The 12,795-nt window shown below is 61.1% G+C and carries 14 protein-coding genes; 4 read left to right on the top strand and 10 right to left on the bottom strand.

What is annotated here, in order from left to right:
* Window positions 1-25: 25 nt before the first annotated feature.
* Together ctaD and coxB are read right to left on the bottom strand one after the other, a co-directional pair.
* Complete coding sequence (ctaD, locus tag A3OO_RS0108915) at window positions 26-1,687, bottom strand: cytochrome c oxidase subunit I (RefSeq protein WP_040573769.1); 1,662 nt, start codon at window positions 1,685-1,687, stop codon at window positions 26-28.
* Window positions 1,688-1,742: 55 nt separating this feature from the next.
* Window positions 1,743-2,606, bottom strand: coding sequence for a cytochrome c oxidase subunit II (gene coxB / locus A3OO_RS0108910; RefSeq protein WP_018407494.1), 864 nt, complete (start codon window positions 2,604-2,606; stop codon window positions 1,743-1,745).
* Window positions 2,607-2,932: 326 nt separating this feature from the next.
* On the opposite strand from coxB, the gene A3OO_RS0108900 reads away from it, so the two are divergent.
* Window positions 2,933-3,469 (top strand): invasion associated locus B family protein, encoded by a 537-nt coding sequence (locus A3OO_RS0108900; protein WP_051080347.1) that lies wholly within the window; start codon window positions 2,933-2,935, stop codon window positions 3,467-3,469.
* A 7-nt stretch (window positions 3,470-3,476) separates the two neighbouring features.
* Window positions 3,477-4,094 (top strand): hypothetical protein, encoded by a 618-nt coding sequence (locus A3OO_RS0108895; RefSeq protein WP_018407491.1) that lies wholly within the window; start codon window positions 3,477-3,479, stop codon window positions 4,092-4,094.
* A gap of 77 nt (window positions 4,095-4,171) precedes the next feature.
* Here the strand turns inward: A3OO_RS0108895 and A3OO_RS0108890 are convergent, their stop codons facing one another.
* From A3OO_RS0108890 to A3OO_RS0108870, 5 genes are all read right to left on the bottom strand, one after another.
* On the bottom strand, window positions 4,172-4,651 hold the full coding sequence (locus A3OO_RS0108890; RefSeq protein WP_018407490.1) for a F0F1 ATP synthase subunit B family protein: 480 nt from the start codon (window positions 4,649-4,651) through the stop codon (window positions 4,172-4,174).
* Between the two features lie 11 nt (window positions 4,652-4,662).
* On the bottom strand, window positions 4,663-5,232 hold the full coding sequence (locus A3OO_RS0108885; RefSeq protein ID WP_036242395.1) for a F0F1 ATP synthase subunit B family protein: 570 nt from the start codon (window positions 5,230-5,232) through the stop codon (window positions 4,663-4,665).
* 89 nt (window positions 5,233-5,321) lie between these two features.
* Window positions 5,322-5,543: a F0F1 ATP synthase subunit C gene (locus A3OO_RS0108880; RefSeq protein ID WP_014892520.1), complete on the bottom strand. Its 222-nt coding sequence runs from the start codon at window positions 5,541-5,543 to the stop codon at window positions 5,322-5,324.
* 45 nt (window positions 5,544-5,588) lie between these two features.
* Entirely contained in the window at window positions 5,589-6,356 is a 768-nt protein-coding gene (locus A3OO_RS0108875) for a F0F1 ATP synthase subunit A (protein WP_018407488.1), read from the bottom strand.
* A gap of 169 nt (window positions 6,357-6,525) precedes the next feature.
* A complete protein-coding gene (locus A3OO_RS0108870) occupies window positions 6,526-7,014 on the bottom strand; it encodes an AtpZ/AtpI family protein (protein ID WP_018407487.1) in 489 nt (162 codons plus the stop codon).
* Between the two features lie 170 nt (window positions 7,015-7,184).
* Between A3OO_RS0108870 and A3OO_RS0108865 the strand changes: the two genes are divergently transcribed.
* Window positions 7,185-7,784 (top strand): CPBP family intramembrane glutamic endopeptidase, encoded by a 600-nt coding sequence (locus A3OO_RS0108865; RefSeq protein WP_018407486.1) that lies wholly within the window; start codon window positions 7,185-7,187, stop codon window positions 7,782-7,784.
* On the opposite strand, the gene A3OO_RS21385 is transcribed toward A3OO_RS0108865, so the two are convergent.
* Window positions 7,739-8,407: a ceramidase domain-containing protein gene (locus tag A3OO_RS21385; RefSeq protein WP_018407485.1), complete on the bottom strand. Its 669-nt coding sequence runs from the start codon at window positions 8,405-8,407 to the stop codon at window positions 7,739-7,741. The genes A3OO_RS0108865 and A3OO_RS21385 overlap by 46 nt on opposite strands.
* A 416-nt stretch (window positions 8,408-8,823) precedes the next feature.
* On the opposite strand from A3OO_RS21385, the gene A3OO_RS0108855 reads away from it, so the two are divergent.
* The gene (locus tag A3OO_RS0108855; protein ID WP_018407484.1) at window positions 8,824-11,367 is read left to right on the top strand and encodes an HWE histidine kinase domain-containing protein; all 2,544 of its coding nucleotides are present in this window, start codon (window positions 8,824-8,826) and stop codon (window positions 11,365-11,367) included.
* Window positions 11,368-11,701: 334 nt separating this feature from the next.
* On the opposite strand, the gene A3OO_RS23525 is transcribed toward A3OO_RS0108855, so the two are convergent.
* Complete coding sequence (locus A3OO_RS23525) at window positions 11,702-11,845, bottom strand: hypothetical protein (protein WP_018407483.1); 144 nt, start codon at window positions 11,843-11,845, stop codon at window positions 11,702-11,704.
* Window positions 11,815-12,741 carry an AI-2E family transporter gene (locus A3OO_RS21380; protein ID WP_051080346.1) on the bottom strand — a complete coding sequence of 309 codons (927 nt, stop codon included), beginning with the start codon at window positions 12,739-12,741 and terminating at the stop codon, window positions 11,815-11,817. Before A3OO_RS21380 ends, A3OO_RS23525 begins: the two co-directional genes overlap by 31 nt.
* Window positions 12,742-12,795: the final 54 nt, after the last annotated feature.

The following is a 12,795-nucleotide window of genomic DNA, read 5'->3' as shown; positions in this document are numbered from 1 at the left end:
TTCCCTCGCGCCGACGCTTCGTTGGTTACCGGCTCGCCCCGGTGATGCGCGGCAGAACCTGGAACTGATGGAACGGCGGCGGCGAAGACAGAGTCCATTCCAGCGTCGTTGCGCCCACGCCCCAAGGATTGGCGCCGGCCAGCCGCTTCTTCATGAAGGCATCAATGATCGCGTAGAACCAGACGATCAGCGAGAGCGTGACGAAGATCATGCCGGAGGACGACACCAGGTTCCACAGCGCGTAAGCGTCCGGATAGTCGATGTAGCGGCGCGGCATCCCGCCCAGTCCGAGGAAGTGCTGGGGGAAGAAGACGACATTGACGCCGATGAACAGCAGCCAGAAGTTCGCCTTGGCCAGAGTCTCCGAATACATGTAGCCGGTCATTTTGGGGAACCAGTAATAGAACCCCGCATAGAGCGCGAAGACGGCGCCGAGCGACAGCGTGTAGTGGAAGTGCGCGACGACATAGTAGCCCTCGTGGAACTGCTTGTCGGCGCTGGCGTTGGCGAGCACGACGCCGGTGATGCCGCCCATCGTGAACACGAAGATGAAGCCGATCGCCCAGACCATTGGCGCGCGGAACGAGATCGACCCGCCCCACATCGTCGCGATCCAGGAGAAGATCTTGATGCCGGTCGGCACCGCGATCACCATGGTCGCCAGCGTGAAGTAGCGCTGCGCATTGAGGGACATGCCGACCGTATACATGTGGTGCGCCCACACGATGCTGCCGAGCACGCCGATGCTGACCATCGCATAGGCCATGCCGAGATAGCCGAACACCGGCTTTTTCGAGAAGGTGGACACGATCTGGCTGATGATGCCGAAGCCGGGAAGAATGACGATGTAGACTTCCGGATGGCCGAAGAACCACAGCAGATGCTGGAACAGCAGCGGATCGCCGCCGCCGGCCGGATCATAGAACATCGTGCCGAAGTTACGGTCGGTGAGCAGCATCGTCACGCAGCCCGCAAGCACCGGCAGCACGAGCAGCAGCAGGAAGGCGGTCACGAGCATCGACCATACGAACAGCGGCATCTTGTGCAGCGTCATACCGGGCGCGCGCATGTTGAAGATCGTCGTGATGAAGTTGATCGCGCCAAGGATCGACGAAGCGCCGGCAAGATGCAGCGCCAGGATCACGAAATCCATCGCCGGGCCGGGCGAGCCGGTGTTCGACGACAGCGGCGGATAGAAGGTCCAGCCGCCGCCGAAGCCCTTCATGCCCGGCGCGCCCTCGACGAACATCGAAATGACGGCGAGCACGAGCGAAGCGAAGAGCAGCCAGAATGAAATGTTGTTGAGGCGCGGGAACGCCATGTCCGGCGCGCCGATCATGATCGGCACGAACCAGTTGCCGAAGCCGCCGATGAGGATCGGCATGGCCATGAAGAAGATCATGAGCACGCCATGGACCGTGATGAACACGTTGTAGAGGTTCTTGCCCGCATCCAGCGCCATCGACGGATCGGCGCCCTGGAGCGCTTCCGCAAGACCCGGAAAAATCTGCACGCCAGGATACGCCAGCTCGAGCCGCATGCCGAGCGACAGCAGGAAGCCGATGACGCCGCCAATCGAACCGAGGATGATGTAGAGCGTGCCGATGTCTTTGTGGTTGGTGGAGAAGAGGAAGCGGCGCAAACCCCTCGGATGATCATGCGCCCCGGCCATCGTCGAACTCGCCATCGTCATGTTCCTTAGAAAACTAGTGTGTTCCGTTGCGTCTCGTTTCAGCGGCTATTCAGTGGCTCTCGGCGGCGACCCGCACCCGCGAGTCGGCGCTGGCGAACTTCTGCTTCGCCTGGGCAAGCCACTCATTGTATTTCTCGCGGCTGACCGCGCGGATCACGATCGGCATATAGGCGTGATCCTTGCCGCAGATGAAGAAGCACTGGCCGTAGTAGACGCCTTCCTTCTCGATCTTGAACCATGTCTGATTCAAACGACCGGGGATCGCATCCATGCGAACGCCGAACGACGGCACGCCGAACGCGTGGATGACGTCATTCGACGTGATGTGCACGGCGATGACCTCATTGACCGGCACAACCGCCTCATTGTCGACGGACAGCAGACGAAGATCGCCGGGCTGAAGTTCGGATTCGGGCTTCAGCATCTGATCGAAGCCAAAGCCGCCGCCCTGATCCTCCGGATACTTATAGGACCAATACCACTGGTTGCCGGTCACTTTGATCGTGACGGAAGCCTCCGGGACTTCAACCTGTTCCGCCAGCAGTCGCAGCGACGGAACCGAGATGAACAGAAGGATCAGAACTGGAATCAAGGTCCAGACGATTTCGAGCGGCGTATTGTGCGTCAGCTTCGAGGGAATGGGGTTCCTCTGCTCGTTGAAGCGATAGCTGACATAGATCAGCAAGCCCAGAACGAAGAGCGCGATGAACGAAATGATCGGCATCAGCACCATGTTGTAGAATTGCTGAGTGCCCAGGCCGACCGGCGTCACCATGTTCGGCAGGCCGAGGCCGCCCGGGGTGGGCTGCCCTTCAACTTGTGCGAGGGCGAAGCCGGCGATCAAAGTCGCGGGAATCGCCACGGCGGCCGCCAATGCGCCACGCGTCAGCATCTGTCGATTGACGTTAAACATTAAAGCCGCCTTTCGAACCCTTCGCCAGACAGTCGTTGTTCTTTTTGTGATTTCCGCGCGCAGCCCGCCCAAAGCCCGCCCCGCTCGGTAGTCGGCCGGTTCAATCACAAACCGTCGGTCCGCGCAATTGTTGCAACGCCAGATTCGACAGACAAATCGTCGCGTCAAAGCGTTTGCCAAACAATGCGGCGCGAACGCCGACGACCTTGACAGTTGAAGTCCATTTGATAGGCAACGACCTGGCGCGCTGGACGGCCCGCGTCGACCGGCCACTTTCCCTGCGTTACGAAATTGAACGGCCACGGCGCCGTCAGCCAGGAGCCATCATGAAGCCCTTGCGCGCTGCGAAAACGCGTCGCCTGTTGCGACATCAGGTCGCGGCGGCGGCCTCATTGCTATTGCTCGGACTCGGCGCCAACGCGAGCCACGCGCAAGGCGGCCCCGCCAAGGCCAAATTCGGCGATTGGGAAATGCGCTGCGAAAAGCCCGCAGGCGCGGCGGCTGAACAATGCGCGCTGATTCAGAGCGTGGTCGCCGAGGATAAGAGCAACATCAACCTCATCGTCATCGTCTTGAAGACAAGCGACGGGAAGAGCCGTTTGCTGCGCGTGATCGCGCCGCTCGGCGTGCTCCTGCCCAACGGGCTCGGCTTGAAAATAGACCAAACCGACGTCGGCCGCGCCGGCTTCGTCAAATGTCTGCCGACGGGCTGCGTCGCCGAGGTGATGATGGACGACAAGCTCATCGATCAGCTGAAGAGCGGCAAGACCGCGACCTTCATCATTCACCAGGTTCCGGAAGAAGGCATAGGACTGCCGCTGACTCTGCAGGGATTCAAGGATGGATTCGCAAAGCTGCCGTAACGATTGCATGAAGCGCCCGGTGGGCAAGCTCTCCAGAACTGCGCAGAGCCGCCTGGCCATTGCTGTTTCAGCGTCTATCGCGCTTACGCCTGTGGCGGCGGCTTTCGAACTGCCGCGGCTTCGCGTGCCCAGCATCTTCGGCGGCGGCGAACAAAAAGAGGGGCAGCCCGCGCCGCCCGGCGCGACGCCCGATTGTCCGGAAGTCTTCGTCGAAAGCGGCGCGGCCATGCTGCGCTCGCCGCCGGACGCCGATAGCGCCAATGTGCGCTATCAGCTTTCGCTTGGCGAGACGGCGCGCGAATGCGTGGTCGACGGCGATCGTCTGACGATCAGAGTGGGCCTCGAAGGCTCCGCCGTGCTCGGCGCGCTCGGTCAACCCGGCGCCTTTGGCGCCAATCTGCGGGTGTCGATTCGCCGTCTGAAAGACGATACGCTCGTCGCCTCAAAGACCTATCGCGTCAGCGCCTCAATCCCAAAAGGCGGCACGCGCGGCGAATTTCAGGTCGTCGCCGATCCGTTCACGGTGCCGCTCATGAGCCCGCGCGCCCAGGACGATTACGAAATTTTGGTCGGCTTTCAGGGCGCAGAAAAGCCCCCAGCCGAGAAAAAGCGCAAGGGCGGCTAGAGCAGGTTTCGAAAAAGTTGATCGACTTTTTCGATAAGAACCTGCTCAAGCATTTTGATTTTGAGCCGCCCGTCTCATCAGTGCGCGAGCGACTTCAATTCCTTGATGCCGTCGCCGACGAAATCCTTGCCAGCGCCCGCGCCGGCGGAGAGCGCCCGCTCGGCGATCTTAACCGCGGCGTCGGCGGCCGCGGCGCGCACTTCGGCCGAGGCCTGCGCCTCCGCCTGAGCGATCTTCTGTTCGACCTGCTTGACGCTGCGGTCCATGAATTCGCCTAGGCGACGACGCCCCTCGGCGGCGATCAATTCCGCCTCTTCCTTCGCCTGCGCGACGATGGCCTTGGCTTCGGCTTCCGCTTCCGCCCGCTTCTGTTCGAAGGACGCAAGGAGCGCCTCCGCTTCGTTGCGCAGGCGTTCGGCTTCGGCGAGTTCGCCCTTGATGCGGTTGATGCGCGCATCAATGAAGGCGGCGAACTTCGAATGCGCGCCGACCCAAATCATCACGAGAAGGAAGATCGTGAAGCCGACGGCGACGTAAAATTCCGCGTCGAAATGCATTGAGCCTCTCCTCAGTTCGACGATGTCGCGTGCTTGGCGAGCGCGGCCTGGTCGATTCTGGCTCCGGTGAGCTTCTCGACGATGGAGGCGGCGGCGTCGACGGCGATCTGCTCGACATTGGCCAGCGCCTGAGTCTTGGCGCTCGCGATGCGCTCGTCGGCGGCGCGGATCTTCTCCGCGGCCTGCGATTCGGCGAGTTCGCGCTGCTTTGCGGTCTCAGCGGCGATCTTGTGCTGCGCCTCGCGGCCGATGCCTTGCGCCTCGTCACGGCGGCGACGAAGGTTTTCGTCATTCGCGGCCGCGGCGGCCTGCGCCTTCGACTGCATCTCGCGCGCAGCGCCGAGATCTGAAGCGATCTTGGCGCCCCGGTTCTCGATGATGCCGCCGACGCGCGGAAGCGCGATGCGCGACATCAGCACGTAGAGCAATCCGAAAATGACAACGAGCCAGAAGATCTGCGGCGCGAAATTTTCGGTCTGGAAGGGCGGAAACGCGCCCTCATGATGCGCTTCGCCGGCGCCGACGGTCTCGTGCGTCGTCTGCTCGCCCTCGGCGGCGAAAGCGGAAGAGATGATCGCCATGGACATGATCCAAGTCTCGGACAAAGGCCGCGCGGCGGCCGCGCGGCGCATGAGAAAGCGCGCCCGGCCGCAAGGCCGGACGCGAAACGTCACTGCTTCAGGAAGAGCAGGATTGCGATCAGAAAGGCGAAGATGCCCAGGCCTTCGGCAAGCGCCGCGCCGATGATGGCGTTGGTGAACTGGGAAGCGGCCGCCGACGGGTTACGCAGCGCGCCGTTGACGAAGTTACCGAAAATGATGCCGACGCCGATCGCCGCAGCGCCGGTGCCGATCGCCGCCAGTCCGGCGCCGACGAGTTGCATTTCTGACATATCTTTCTCCTGCTGAATGGGGCGACGTTTATTGTTCGATTTTTATCAGTGGCCCGGGTGAATAGCGTCGTTCAGATAGACGCATGTGAGAACGCTGAAGACGAACGCCTGCAGACAGGCGACGAGCAGTTCGAGCGCATAGAGCGCGACGATCGCCAGGATCGGCACGGGCGCGAGCGCCGCCCAGGCGCCGGCCCCGAGCAGCATCACCACGAAACCGCCGAACACGGCGAGGGTGATGTGGCCGGCGAGAATATTGGCGAAGAGACGGACGGAAAGCGACACCGGCCGTGACAGGAAGGAGATGATCTCGATCGGCACCAGCACGACGAGCACGGGCAGCGGCACGCCATGCGGCACGAAAAGGTTGAGGAAGCCGAAGCCGTGGCGATAGAGGCCGTAAACGACCACGAGCGAGATCACCACGATCGCGAAGGCGAAGGTGACGACGATCTGGCTCGTCACCGAATAGGTGTAGGGCACAAGCCCGATCAGATTGGCGATGAGAATGAAGGCGAAGAGCGTGAAGACGAAGGGAAAGAACTTCATCCCTTCCGTCCCGGCGGTCTGACGCACCATGCCGGCGACGAATTCATAGAGCATCTCGGCCATGGCCTGCACGCGGCCCGGCACGATCGCCTTCTTGGAGGTCGCAAGGATCATCAGCGCGACGACGCCGAGCGCGGCGAGCAACATGAACAGCGAGGCGTTGGTGAAGGACGTCTCGACGCCGTTGATCTCGAAGGGCCACAGTCGATGCAGTTCGAACTGCTCGATGGGATTGGACTTTGCGGCTGCTTCTTCCGGATTCATCGCTTTTTCCGGGCGTCGCCGCCCGGCCCCGCTTGGCGCTAGGACGCGCCTTCGTGTTCCCTAGAGCGCTTCCCGATCACATGGAATCGATGTGATCGGGAAGCGCTCAAAATCAAAACGTTGGAGCAGCCTCCCATCGAAAAAGTCTGCAACTTTTTCGGAACCTGCTCTACTCCTCGCCCGGCGCTTTCGGCTTCGCCACGCGATAGACATTCCAAAATCCCGCCGCGACGCCCAGTCCGAGCATCACGATCAGAAGCCATGGCGTCGTGCCAAGCCACTGATCCGCCTGCCAGCCGATAACGGCGCTGACCAACACCGCCCCGACGAATTCGGAGAACGCGTTGAGGCCGACGCGCATGGCGCGCGTGAAGCCCTTGCGCTCCGTCCGCGGCGCCGCTTCGGCGGCGGCCTGCTCTTCATCGACCTTGCGCAAGGCCGCGTTGAGCTTTTGAAGCCGCGCATTGAGCGCCGCGCGCTCCGCGTCTTCCGCGTCGTCGTCGTTTTCGTCGCTCATCGACGTTTTTCGCCTCGCAGATTGCGCCATGCGCAAAAATTGAACGATGGCGCGACGCCGCGCGACGGAAAAGTCGAACCGTTCGGGAGACGGCGCGAAATTCTCGGCTTGCGGCCAATCCTTTCGAGCCGCGCGCAACATATTTCCGCTCCTTCATTTAGTCAAGGCGAGGCTCGTCCAGATAACTCATTGAAACAAAAGCCCGTTTATCGGAACAGACCCATCTGCTCTCCAACGAGGCGCCGCGGCGCGGCAATTTGACGGAGCTCGGGCGCACGGAACTGTGACAGGGGGAAGTCTGTTACGCTTTTATGACGCTTCCCTTGCGATCCCTGGCGCCGCTGGTCGGCTTCGTGCTCTTGCTGCTCGCGCCGAGCCTCGCGATCGCCGCCGGCGCGCTGTCATTCCAAATCCGCTTCGAGGCGCTGCTTGTCGTTTCCGTTCTTTGCATCGCGGCCTGCGTGGTCGGCGGATATTCCTTCGCTGAACTCGGTCTGGGCGCGCCTAGAGGCGGTCTCGCCTGGCTCATTTGCGGCGCGCTGACCTGCCTGCTTCTGGCGGGAATCGTCGTCGAAGCGCAGTTCCTGAATCATTCGAGTCCGGAGCCGAACTGGGTCGCCTTCGCGCCCTTCTATTTGCTCGTCTCGAGCCCCTGCCAGGAGGTCGTCTGCCGCTCGGTCCCCAAGCTGATCGCCGATCGGCTGCAGATGAGCGGACGCAACTACGTGCTGTTTTCCTCGGCGGTTTTTTCGCTGATGCACGGCGCCTATGGCGATCCCGTCCTGCTCGCCAACACATTTCTCGCCGGAGTCGCGTGGAGCACGGCCTACCTTTTCACGCGCAACGTCTGGCCGCTGACCGCCTCTCACGCGGCGGTCGGCTCTTTCGCGTTCTGGATCGGACTCGCCTGATCGTCGCGGCGGGCTGTGGCGAAGATCGCCGCGCGCAGCAGCAGCCACAACACGCAGGCGTTCAGCATATGCCACAGGACATGCGCGCCGAGCGGAACGGCGGGACAGATCACGCGGTCGATCGTTCGAAAGACCAGCGAGATTGCGAAAAGCAGCGCGGCGGCGGCAAGAGTGCGCCCCGTCTCGCGCCTCGACGTCCACAGCAGCGCGGCGAAGATCGCCAGCGCCGCGAGCGCCGGCAGATAGCCCACCGAACCGTTTAGCGCGTCGACTGTCGTTGCGAAAGACGAGCCGGCGGCGAAGCCCAGCGTGATCGCCGTCGCCCAAATTATCGACAGACGAAAGTACCGGCGAAGCGCCAGCAGAAAATAGCTATAGATGAAGATCGCGATCGGAACGACGTCGAGCAGCATGGCGTCGCGCGTCGCGACGGTATGGAAGATGAAGCTGCCGACGCCGACCGACGCCGTGACGATGATGAGCGCGAGCGCAGGATAATCCGCCCCGCCCCGCCGTCGCCAAAGAAGAAAGGCGCTGGCGGCCGCGATCACGAAAGCGAAATTGCTCAACGCATTCGCCGGCTCCGCCCAGAAGGCCGAGGTCTGTCTCTCGCAATAATCCATTACCGGCGCGCGCCAATCCATGAGCTTTTTTTGCAGGTCAATTGCTACGGCTGGAAGACGCTCTCAAAAGTCGCGGCTCGCGTCGTTGAAATTGATTGTTTTCATGTTTCACGTTATTGTGACACACGTAGTTACATAAGCTTTGACACATGCAGTTACATTGCTTCGAAGCCTTCCTTAAAATCAAGACGCCATTTCACGCAGTCCTCGAAAATCCAGTGACTTGTATTCACAGAACGCCCTACAGATTTTGAGACGGTGGCCAGGTGGGCTCATCCCAACGGATGTCGCGATAGCTCAAGGTCATTATGACGATCAGCAGCATAGACGAGAAACAAATACGCCAGAGCCGATTTTGATCCACCCATTGCCGAGAAGCGTCTGGACCGGAGATAACGCTAAGGCTAAGCTTGGTCATGGATCTTTCCGCTTGCGACAAAGAACCGATCCACATATCCGGCGCGATCCAGCCGCATGGAGTTTTGCTCGCGCTCGACCCTGATCACATGACCGTGGTCCAGGTCGCGGGCGACACAATGGGGCTTCTCGGCGCGCCACCTGACGCGTTGCTCGGCCAGAGTTTGGAGGCCCGCCTCGGCTCGGTTGCGGCGACCAAACTCTGCCGACTCATCGACGAAGCGATCGTCATTCCACGTCCTCTGCTGGTGTTCGAGACGTCTATTGGCGTTTCGCGAATGGCGCTCGATGGCGTCGTGCACATCTCCGAGGGATTGATCATCATTGAACTCGAGCCGCAGCGCTCGGGGTTCGAGCGGGAGCCTCTCGCGCTTGTTCAGCGCATGATCGCCAACTGCACCGCAACGGAGACGATTTCGAAGTTCGTCTCATCCGTGGCCGAAGAGGTTTTCAGAGCCACCGGCTTCGACCGCGTGATGGTCTATCAATTTCTACAAGACGGGTCGGGAAGCGTTATTGCCGAGTCGCGCGCCGAAGGCGTCGACTCGTTTCTCGGGCTTCGATATCCGGCGTCCGATGTTCCGCAGCAGGCGCGACGGCTTTATGTCGCCAATTGGTTGCGATCGATTCCCGACGTAGACTACACGCCAGCGCCGCTCATTCCGGCGGACAACCCGAAAACCGGCCGGCCGCTCGATTTGAGCCACAGCGTTCTGCGCAGCGTCTCGCCCATCCATGTCCAGTATTTGAAGAACATGGGCGTGCAGGCTTCCATGTCGATGTCAATCGTGATCGACGGGGAGTTGTGGGGCTTGATTGCCTGCCATGACTATTCCCCGCATTTTTTAGACACGCGGTTGCGCGCAGCCTGCGAATTGTTTTCGCAAGTCGCTTCCCTTCAGCTCCAGGAGAAGATCGCATCTGAGCTGGCGGGAGCGCGCGTGAAAGCCGGAGAGATCGAGCGCGCGATTGTCACATCGATGGCGCGAAAAGGCTTCAACGACGCGCTGATTTCCAGTCCGCCGAATCTGTTGGATCTCATCCCAGCGAATGGTTGCGCGATCTTTGTCGATGAAAAATTGACGAGCATTGGCGACGTGCCTTCTGAAAAGCAGATTATGTCGCTGATCCATTGGCTCGACGCCAATGGGCAAGATGGCGTTTTCGTCAGCGAATCTCTCCCTGTGCTGTTTGCGCCAGCAGAAGACTTTCGTCAGGTCGGCTCCGGGGTGCTGGCGATATCCGTTTCGCGGACGCCAAGGGATTACGTGATCTGGTTCAGACCGGAAGTCACGGAAATCGTGAAATGGGCTGGAAACCCGGAAAAGCCCGTTCAGCCCTCGTCCGATGGCGAGACGCTGTCGCCCCGCGCCTCCTTCACGGCCTGGGAACAAATGGTGCGCCTGAAGTCGGAGCCTTGGACCGGAAGGGAAGTGGAATCCGCCAAAGCGCTGCGCACATCGATTATGGAGGTTATTCTTCGCACGCTCGATGAAGCTTTGCGGGAGCGTCATGCAGCGAAAGCCCGTCAAGACATGTTGATGGCCGAACTCGACCATCGGGTGAAAAACACGATCGCCGTCATCCAGTCGCTCGTTCGATTCACGTCACGGTCGGCGGTCTCGCTCGAAGCGTTTCAGGAGGATTTGCAAAATCGGCTGTTCTCCATGGCGCGGATGCAAACTCTCTTGACCGAAAGCAGGTGGGAAGGAGTGTCCATCAAGGCATTGGTCGAATCGGAGCTCGAGACTCTTCCTTCGGATTGTTGCCGGGTCACAGGCGACCCGGTGGTGCTCAAACCAAAGGCGGCGCTCGCCATCAGTCTCGCCATTCACGAACTCGCCACGAATGCGCAGAAGTATGGATCTCTCTCGATCCCGGGCGGGCTCGTCAGCATCGACTGGGGCGCCGAAGAGAACAGCCCGGCGGAGTCTTTTGTCATCACATGGAAGGAGAGTGGCGGCCCGCGCGTTACACCGCCCACCAAAAAGGGCTTTGGACGGGTGCTGCTCGGCAAGGCCATCGCGCTCGATCTACAGGGCGCCGTCGAGCTTACGTTCGACCCCGAGGGCGTGCAATGTCGCTTGTCGATGCCGCTCACTCAGATCGCGCGGCGAGATGAGCCGCTCGACAAGAAGAAAGGCGTGCGCGTCGCGCCCGCGACCCTCGCAGCGTGCGACAACGCGCGCGTGCTTGTTGTTGAAGACTCCGGTCTAGTGGCGCTGAATGTGTGCGAACTGCTTCGCATGCATAAAATGATCCCGGTCGGACCCTTCGGAATGATTCGAGAGTCTTTGCGCGCGCTCGACGTCGAAAATTTCGATGTCGCTCTGCTAGATATCGATCTCAACGGCGAGCCAGCTTGGCCGATCGCAGACGCGTTGAAGGATGCGGGGAGGCCGTTCGTTTTCACGACCGCTTACGACACCGATATGCTCATTCCTGCCCGATTCGCCGCCATACCCGTGGTCAACAAGCCCTACTCGGACCAACGATTATTGGAGACGCTGTCCAAGGCTTTAACGCCAAGACCCGGCAATTAAGAAAGGGTGTGAGGCCGGCATCGGCCCTGCTCGGGCGGCACCGTTTTCATTCGGGCAGCTCGTGACCACATGTGGTTTTCGCTGGCGTCCGTCGATGCGCGGGCGGCTCTTTTCAATTTGATCGCCGCCGACGACGATCTCCACCCTCCCCTTGAGGGGGAGGGTCGAAACGCGAAGCGTTTCGGGGTGGGGTGACTTACGGATAAATGCATAAAATAAAGCGCACTAAATGGCGCGCCATAAGCAATCATCGGAGAAGGGCTTCACCCCACCCCGCGCCTTCGGCGCGACCCTCCCCCTCAAGGGGAGGGTTTTTGCGCAGCTTCTCACGCACTCATCCAACGCCAGGCAGACTCTTCGGCTGCGCCTTCTCTCCTGGCAGCGGCGTCGACTCGCCGAGCGTATCTCGCACATAGAGCTTGATCACCGCGACATAGATGACGACCGTCAGCGGCGCGGCGAAGATCGTCGCGCCCAATCCGAACAGCGTGCCGAACAGCGCGATCGAATGAGCATGAGCGCCGGCGGCACGCGCACCAATTGCCGCTGGATGAGCGGCATGATCATGTTGCCGTCGAGCTGATGAATGGCGAGATAGGCGAGGATCGTCCAAAGCATCGTGTAGGGTCCGATCGTGGCCGCGACCGCCACTGAAGGAAAGATCGCCAGAATCGGCCCGATATAGGGGATGAATTCCGAGAGCCCCGATATGGCGCCAAGCGCGAAAGGCGACGGCAGGCCGATGAGCCAGACGGCGACGCCGGCCATGACGCCCATTGTGACCATTTCAATCATCTGACCGAGCAGCCAACGGCGCAGCGCGGTGGAGACGTGACCGAGCGTTTCGCGCGCTCTGTTGCGCCAGCGCGGCGCAAACAGCAGCGTGAAGCCTTCGCTGTAGAGCGCCGGCTCGCTCGCGATGAACACGCCGGCGAAAAAAGCCACGAGCGCGCCAAGAACGGCCTCGATGCTGATGGTGAACGAACGTCCGATCAGGCCCGACAACGAAAAATCTTCGCTCAACGATTTTGGCAGATAGTCGGAGAGTCCCGATCGGGTGATTTCGAGCGAGATGGCGTCCGCCGTATCCTCGGCGCGGCGCAGCACCTCATGAAATTCCGAAGCCATCGTCCGGCCGAAGAGATAGAAGGTCCCGCCGATGATCGAGGCGATCAGCAGGCCCGAGAGCGTGAGCGCCACGCCGCGCGGCAGCCGCAGCTTAAGGAACGGCGTCGCCACAAGATGAATGAGCGTTGCGACGAGCACCGCGCCTGTCGCAAGGACGATGACGTCGAAGAGCAGCCAGATGAGAAACGGCGCCAGGGCGAGCGCAATGAAAATCGCCGAACGCAGAACGAATTCGCCTCTGGTCATGTCAGCTTAGCCCGATTACATGGTCCGCGCGTCCAGCGGAGCAAGCGCGTCCTC

This window comes from Methylocystis rosea SV97, from assembly GCF_000372845.1.
GTDB classification, from domain to species: domain Bacteria; phylum Pseudomonadota; class Alphaproteobacteria; order Rhizobiales; family Beijerinckiaceae; genus Methylocystis; species Methylocystis rosea.
The sequence above is the reverse complement of the archived record's forward strand: the minus strand, read 5'-3'. Positions and strand labels throughout refer to the sequence as shown.

Coding starts and splice junctions, on each gene's coding strand:
- ctaD (WP_040573769.1), bottom strand. CDS start 1,687: ATGGCGAGTTCGACGATGGCCGGGGCGCATGATCATCCGAGGGGTTTG.
- coxB (WP_018407494.1), bottom strand. CDS start 2,606: ATGTTTAACGTCAATCGACAGATGCTGACGCGTGGCGCATTGGCGGCC.
- A3OO_RS0108900 (WP_051080347.1), top strand. CDS start 2,933: ATGAAGCCCTTGCGCGCTGCGAAAACGCGTCGCCTGTTGCGACATCAG.
- A3OO_RS0108895 (WP_018407491.1), top strand. CDS start 3,477: ATGAAGCGCCCGGTGGGCAAGCTCTCCAGAACTGCGCAGAGCCGCCTG.
- A3OO_RS0108890 (WP_018407490.1), bottom strand. CDS start 4,651: ATGCATTTCGACGCGGAATTTTACGTCGCCGTCGGCTTCACGATCTTC.
- A3OO_RS0108885 (WP_036242395.1), bottom strand. CDS start 5,232: ATGGCGATCATCTCTTCCGCTTTCGCCGCCGAGGGCGAGCAGACGACG.
- A3OO_RS0108880 (WP_014892520.1), bottom strand. CDS start 5,543: ATGTCAGAAATGCAACTCGTCGGCGCCGGACTGGCGGCGATCGGCACC.
- A3OO_RS0108875 (WP_018407488.1), bottom strand. CDS start 6,356: ATGAATCCGGAAGAAGCAGCCGCAAAGTCCAATCCCATCGAGCAGTTC.
- A3OO_RS0108870 (WP_018407487.1), bottom strand. CDS start 7,014: ATGTTGCGCGCGGCTCGAAAGGATTGGCCGCAAGCCGAGAATTTCGCG.
- A3OO_RS0108865 (WP_018407486.1), top strand. CDS start 7,185: ATGACGCTTCCCTTGCGATCCCTGGCGCCGCTGGTCGGCTTCGTGCTC.
- A3OO_RS21385 (WP_018407485.1), bottom strand. CDS start 8,407: ATGGATTATTGCGAGAGACAGACCTCGGCCTTCTGGGCGGAGCCGGCG.
- A3OO_RS0108855 (WP_018407484.1), top strand. CDS start 8,824: ATGGATCTTTCCGCTTGCGACAAAGAACCGATCCACATATCCGGCGCG.
- A3OO_RS21380 (WP_051080346.1), bottom strand. CDS start 12,741: ATGACCAGAGGCGAATTCGTTCTGCGTTCGGCGATTTTCATTGCGCTC.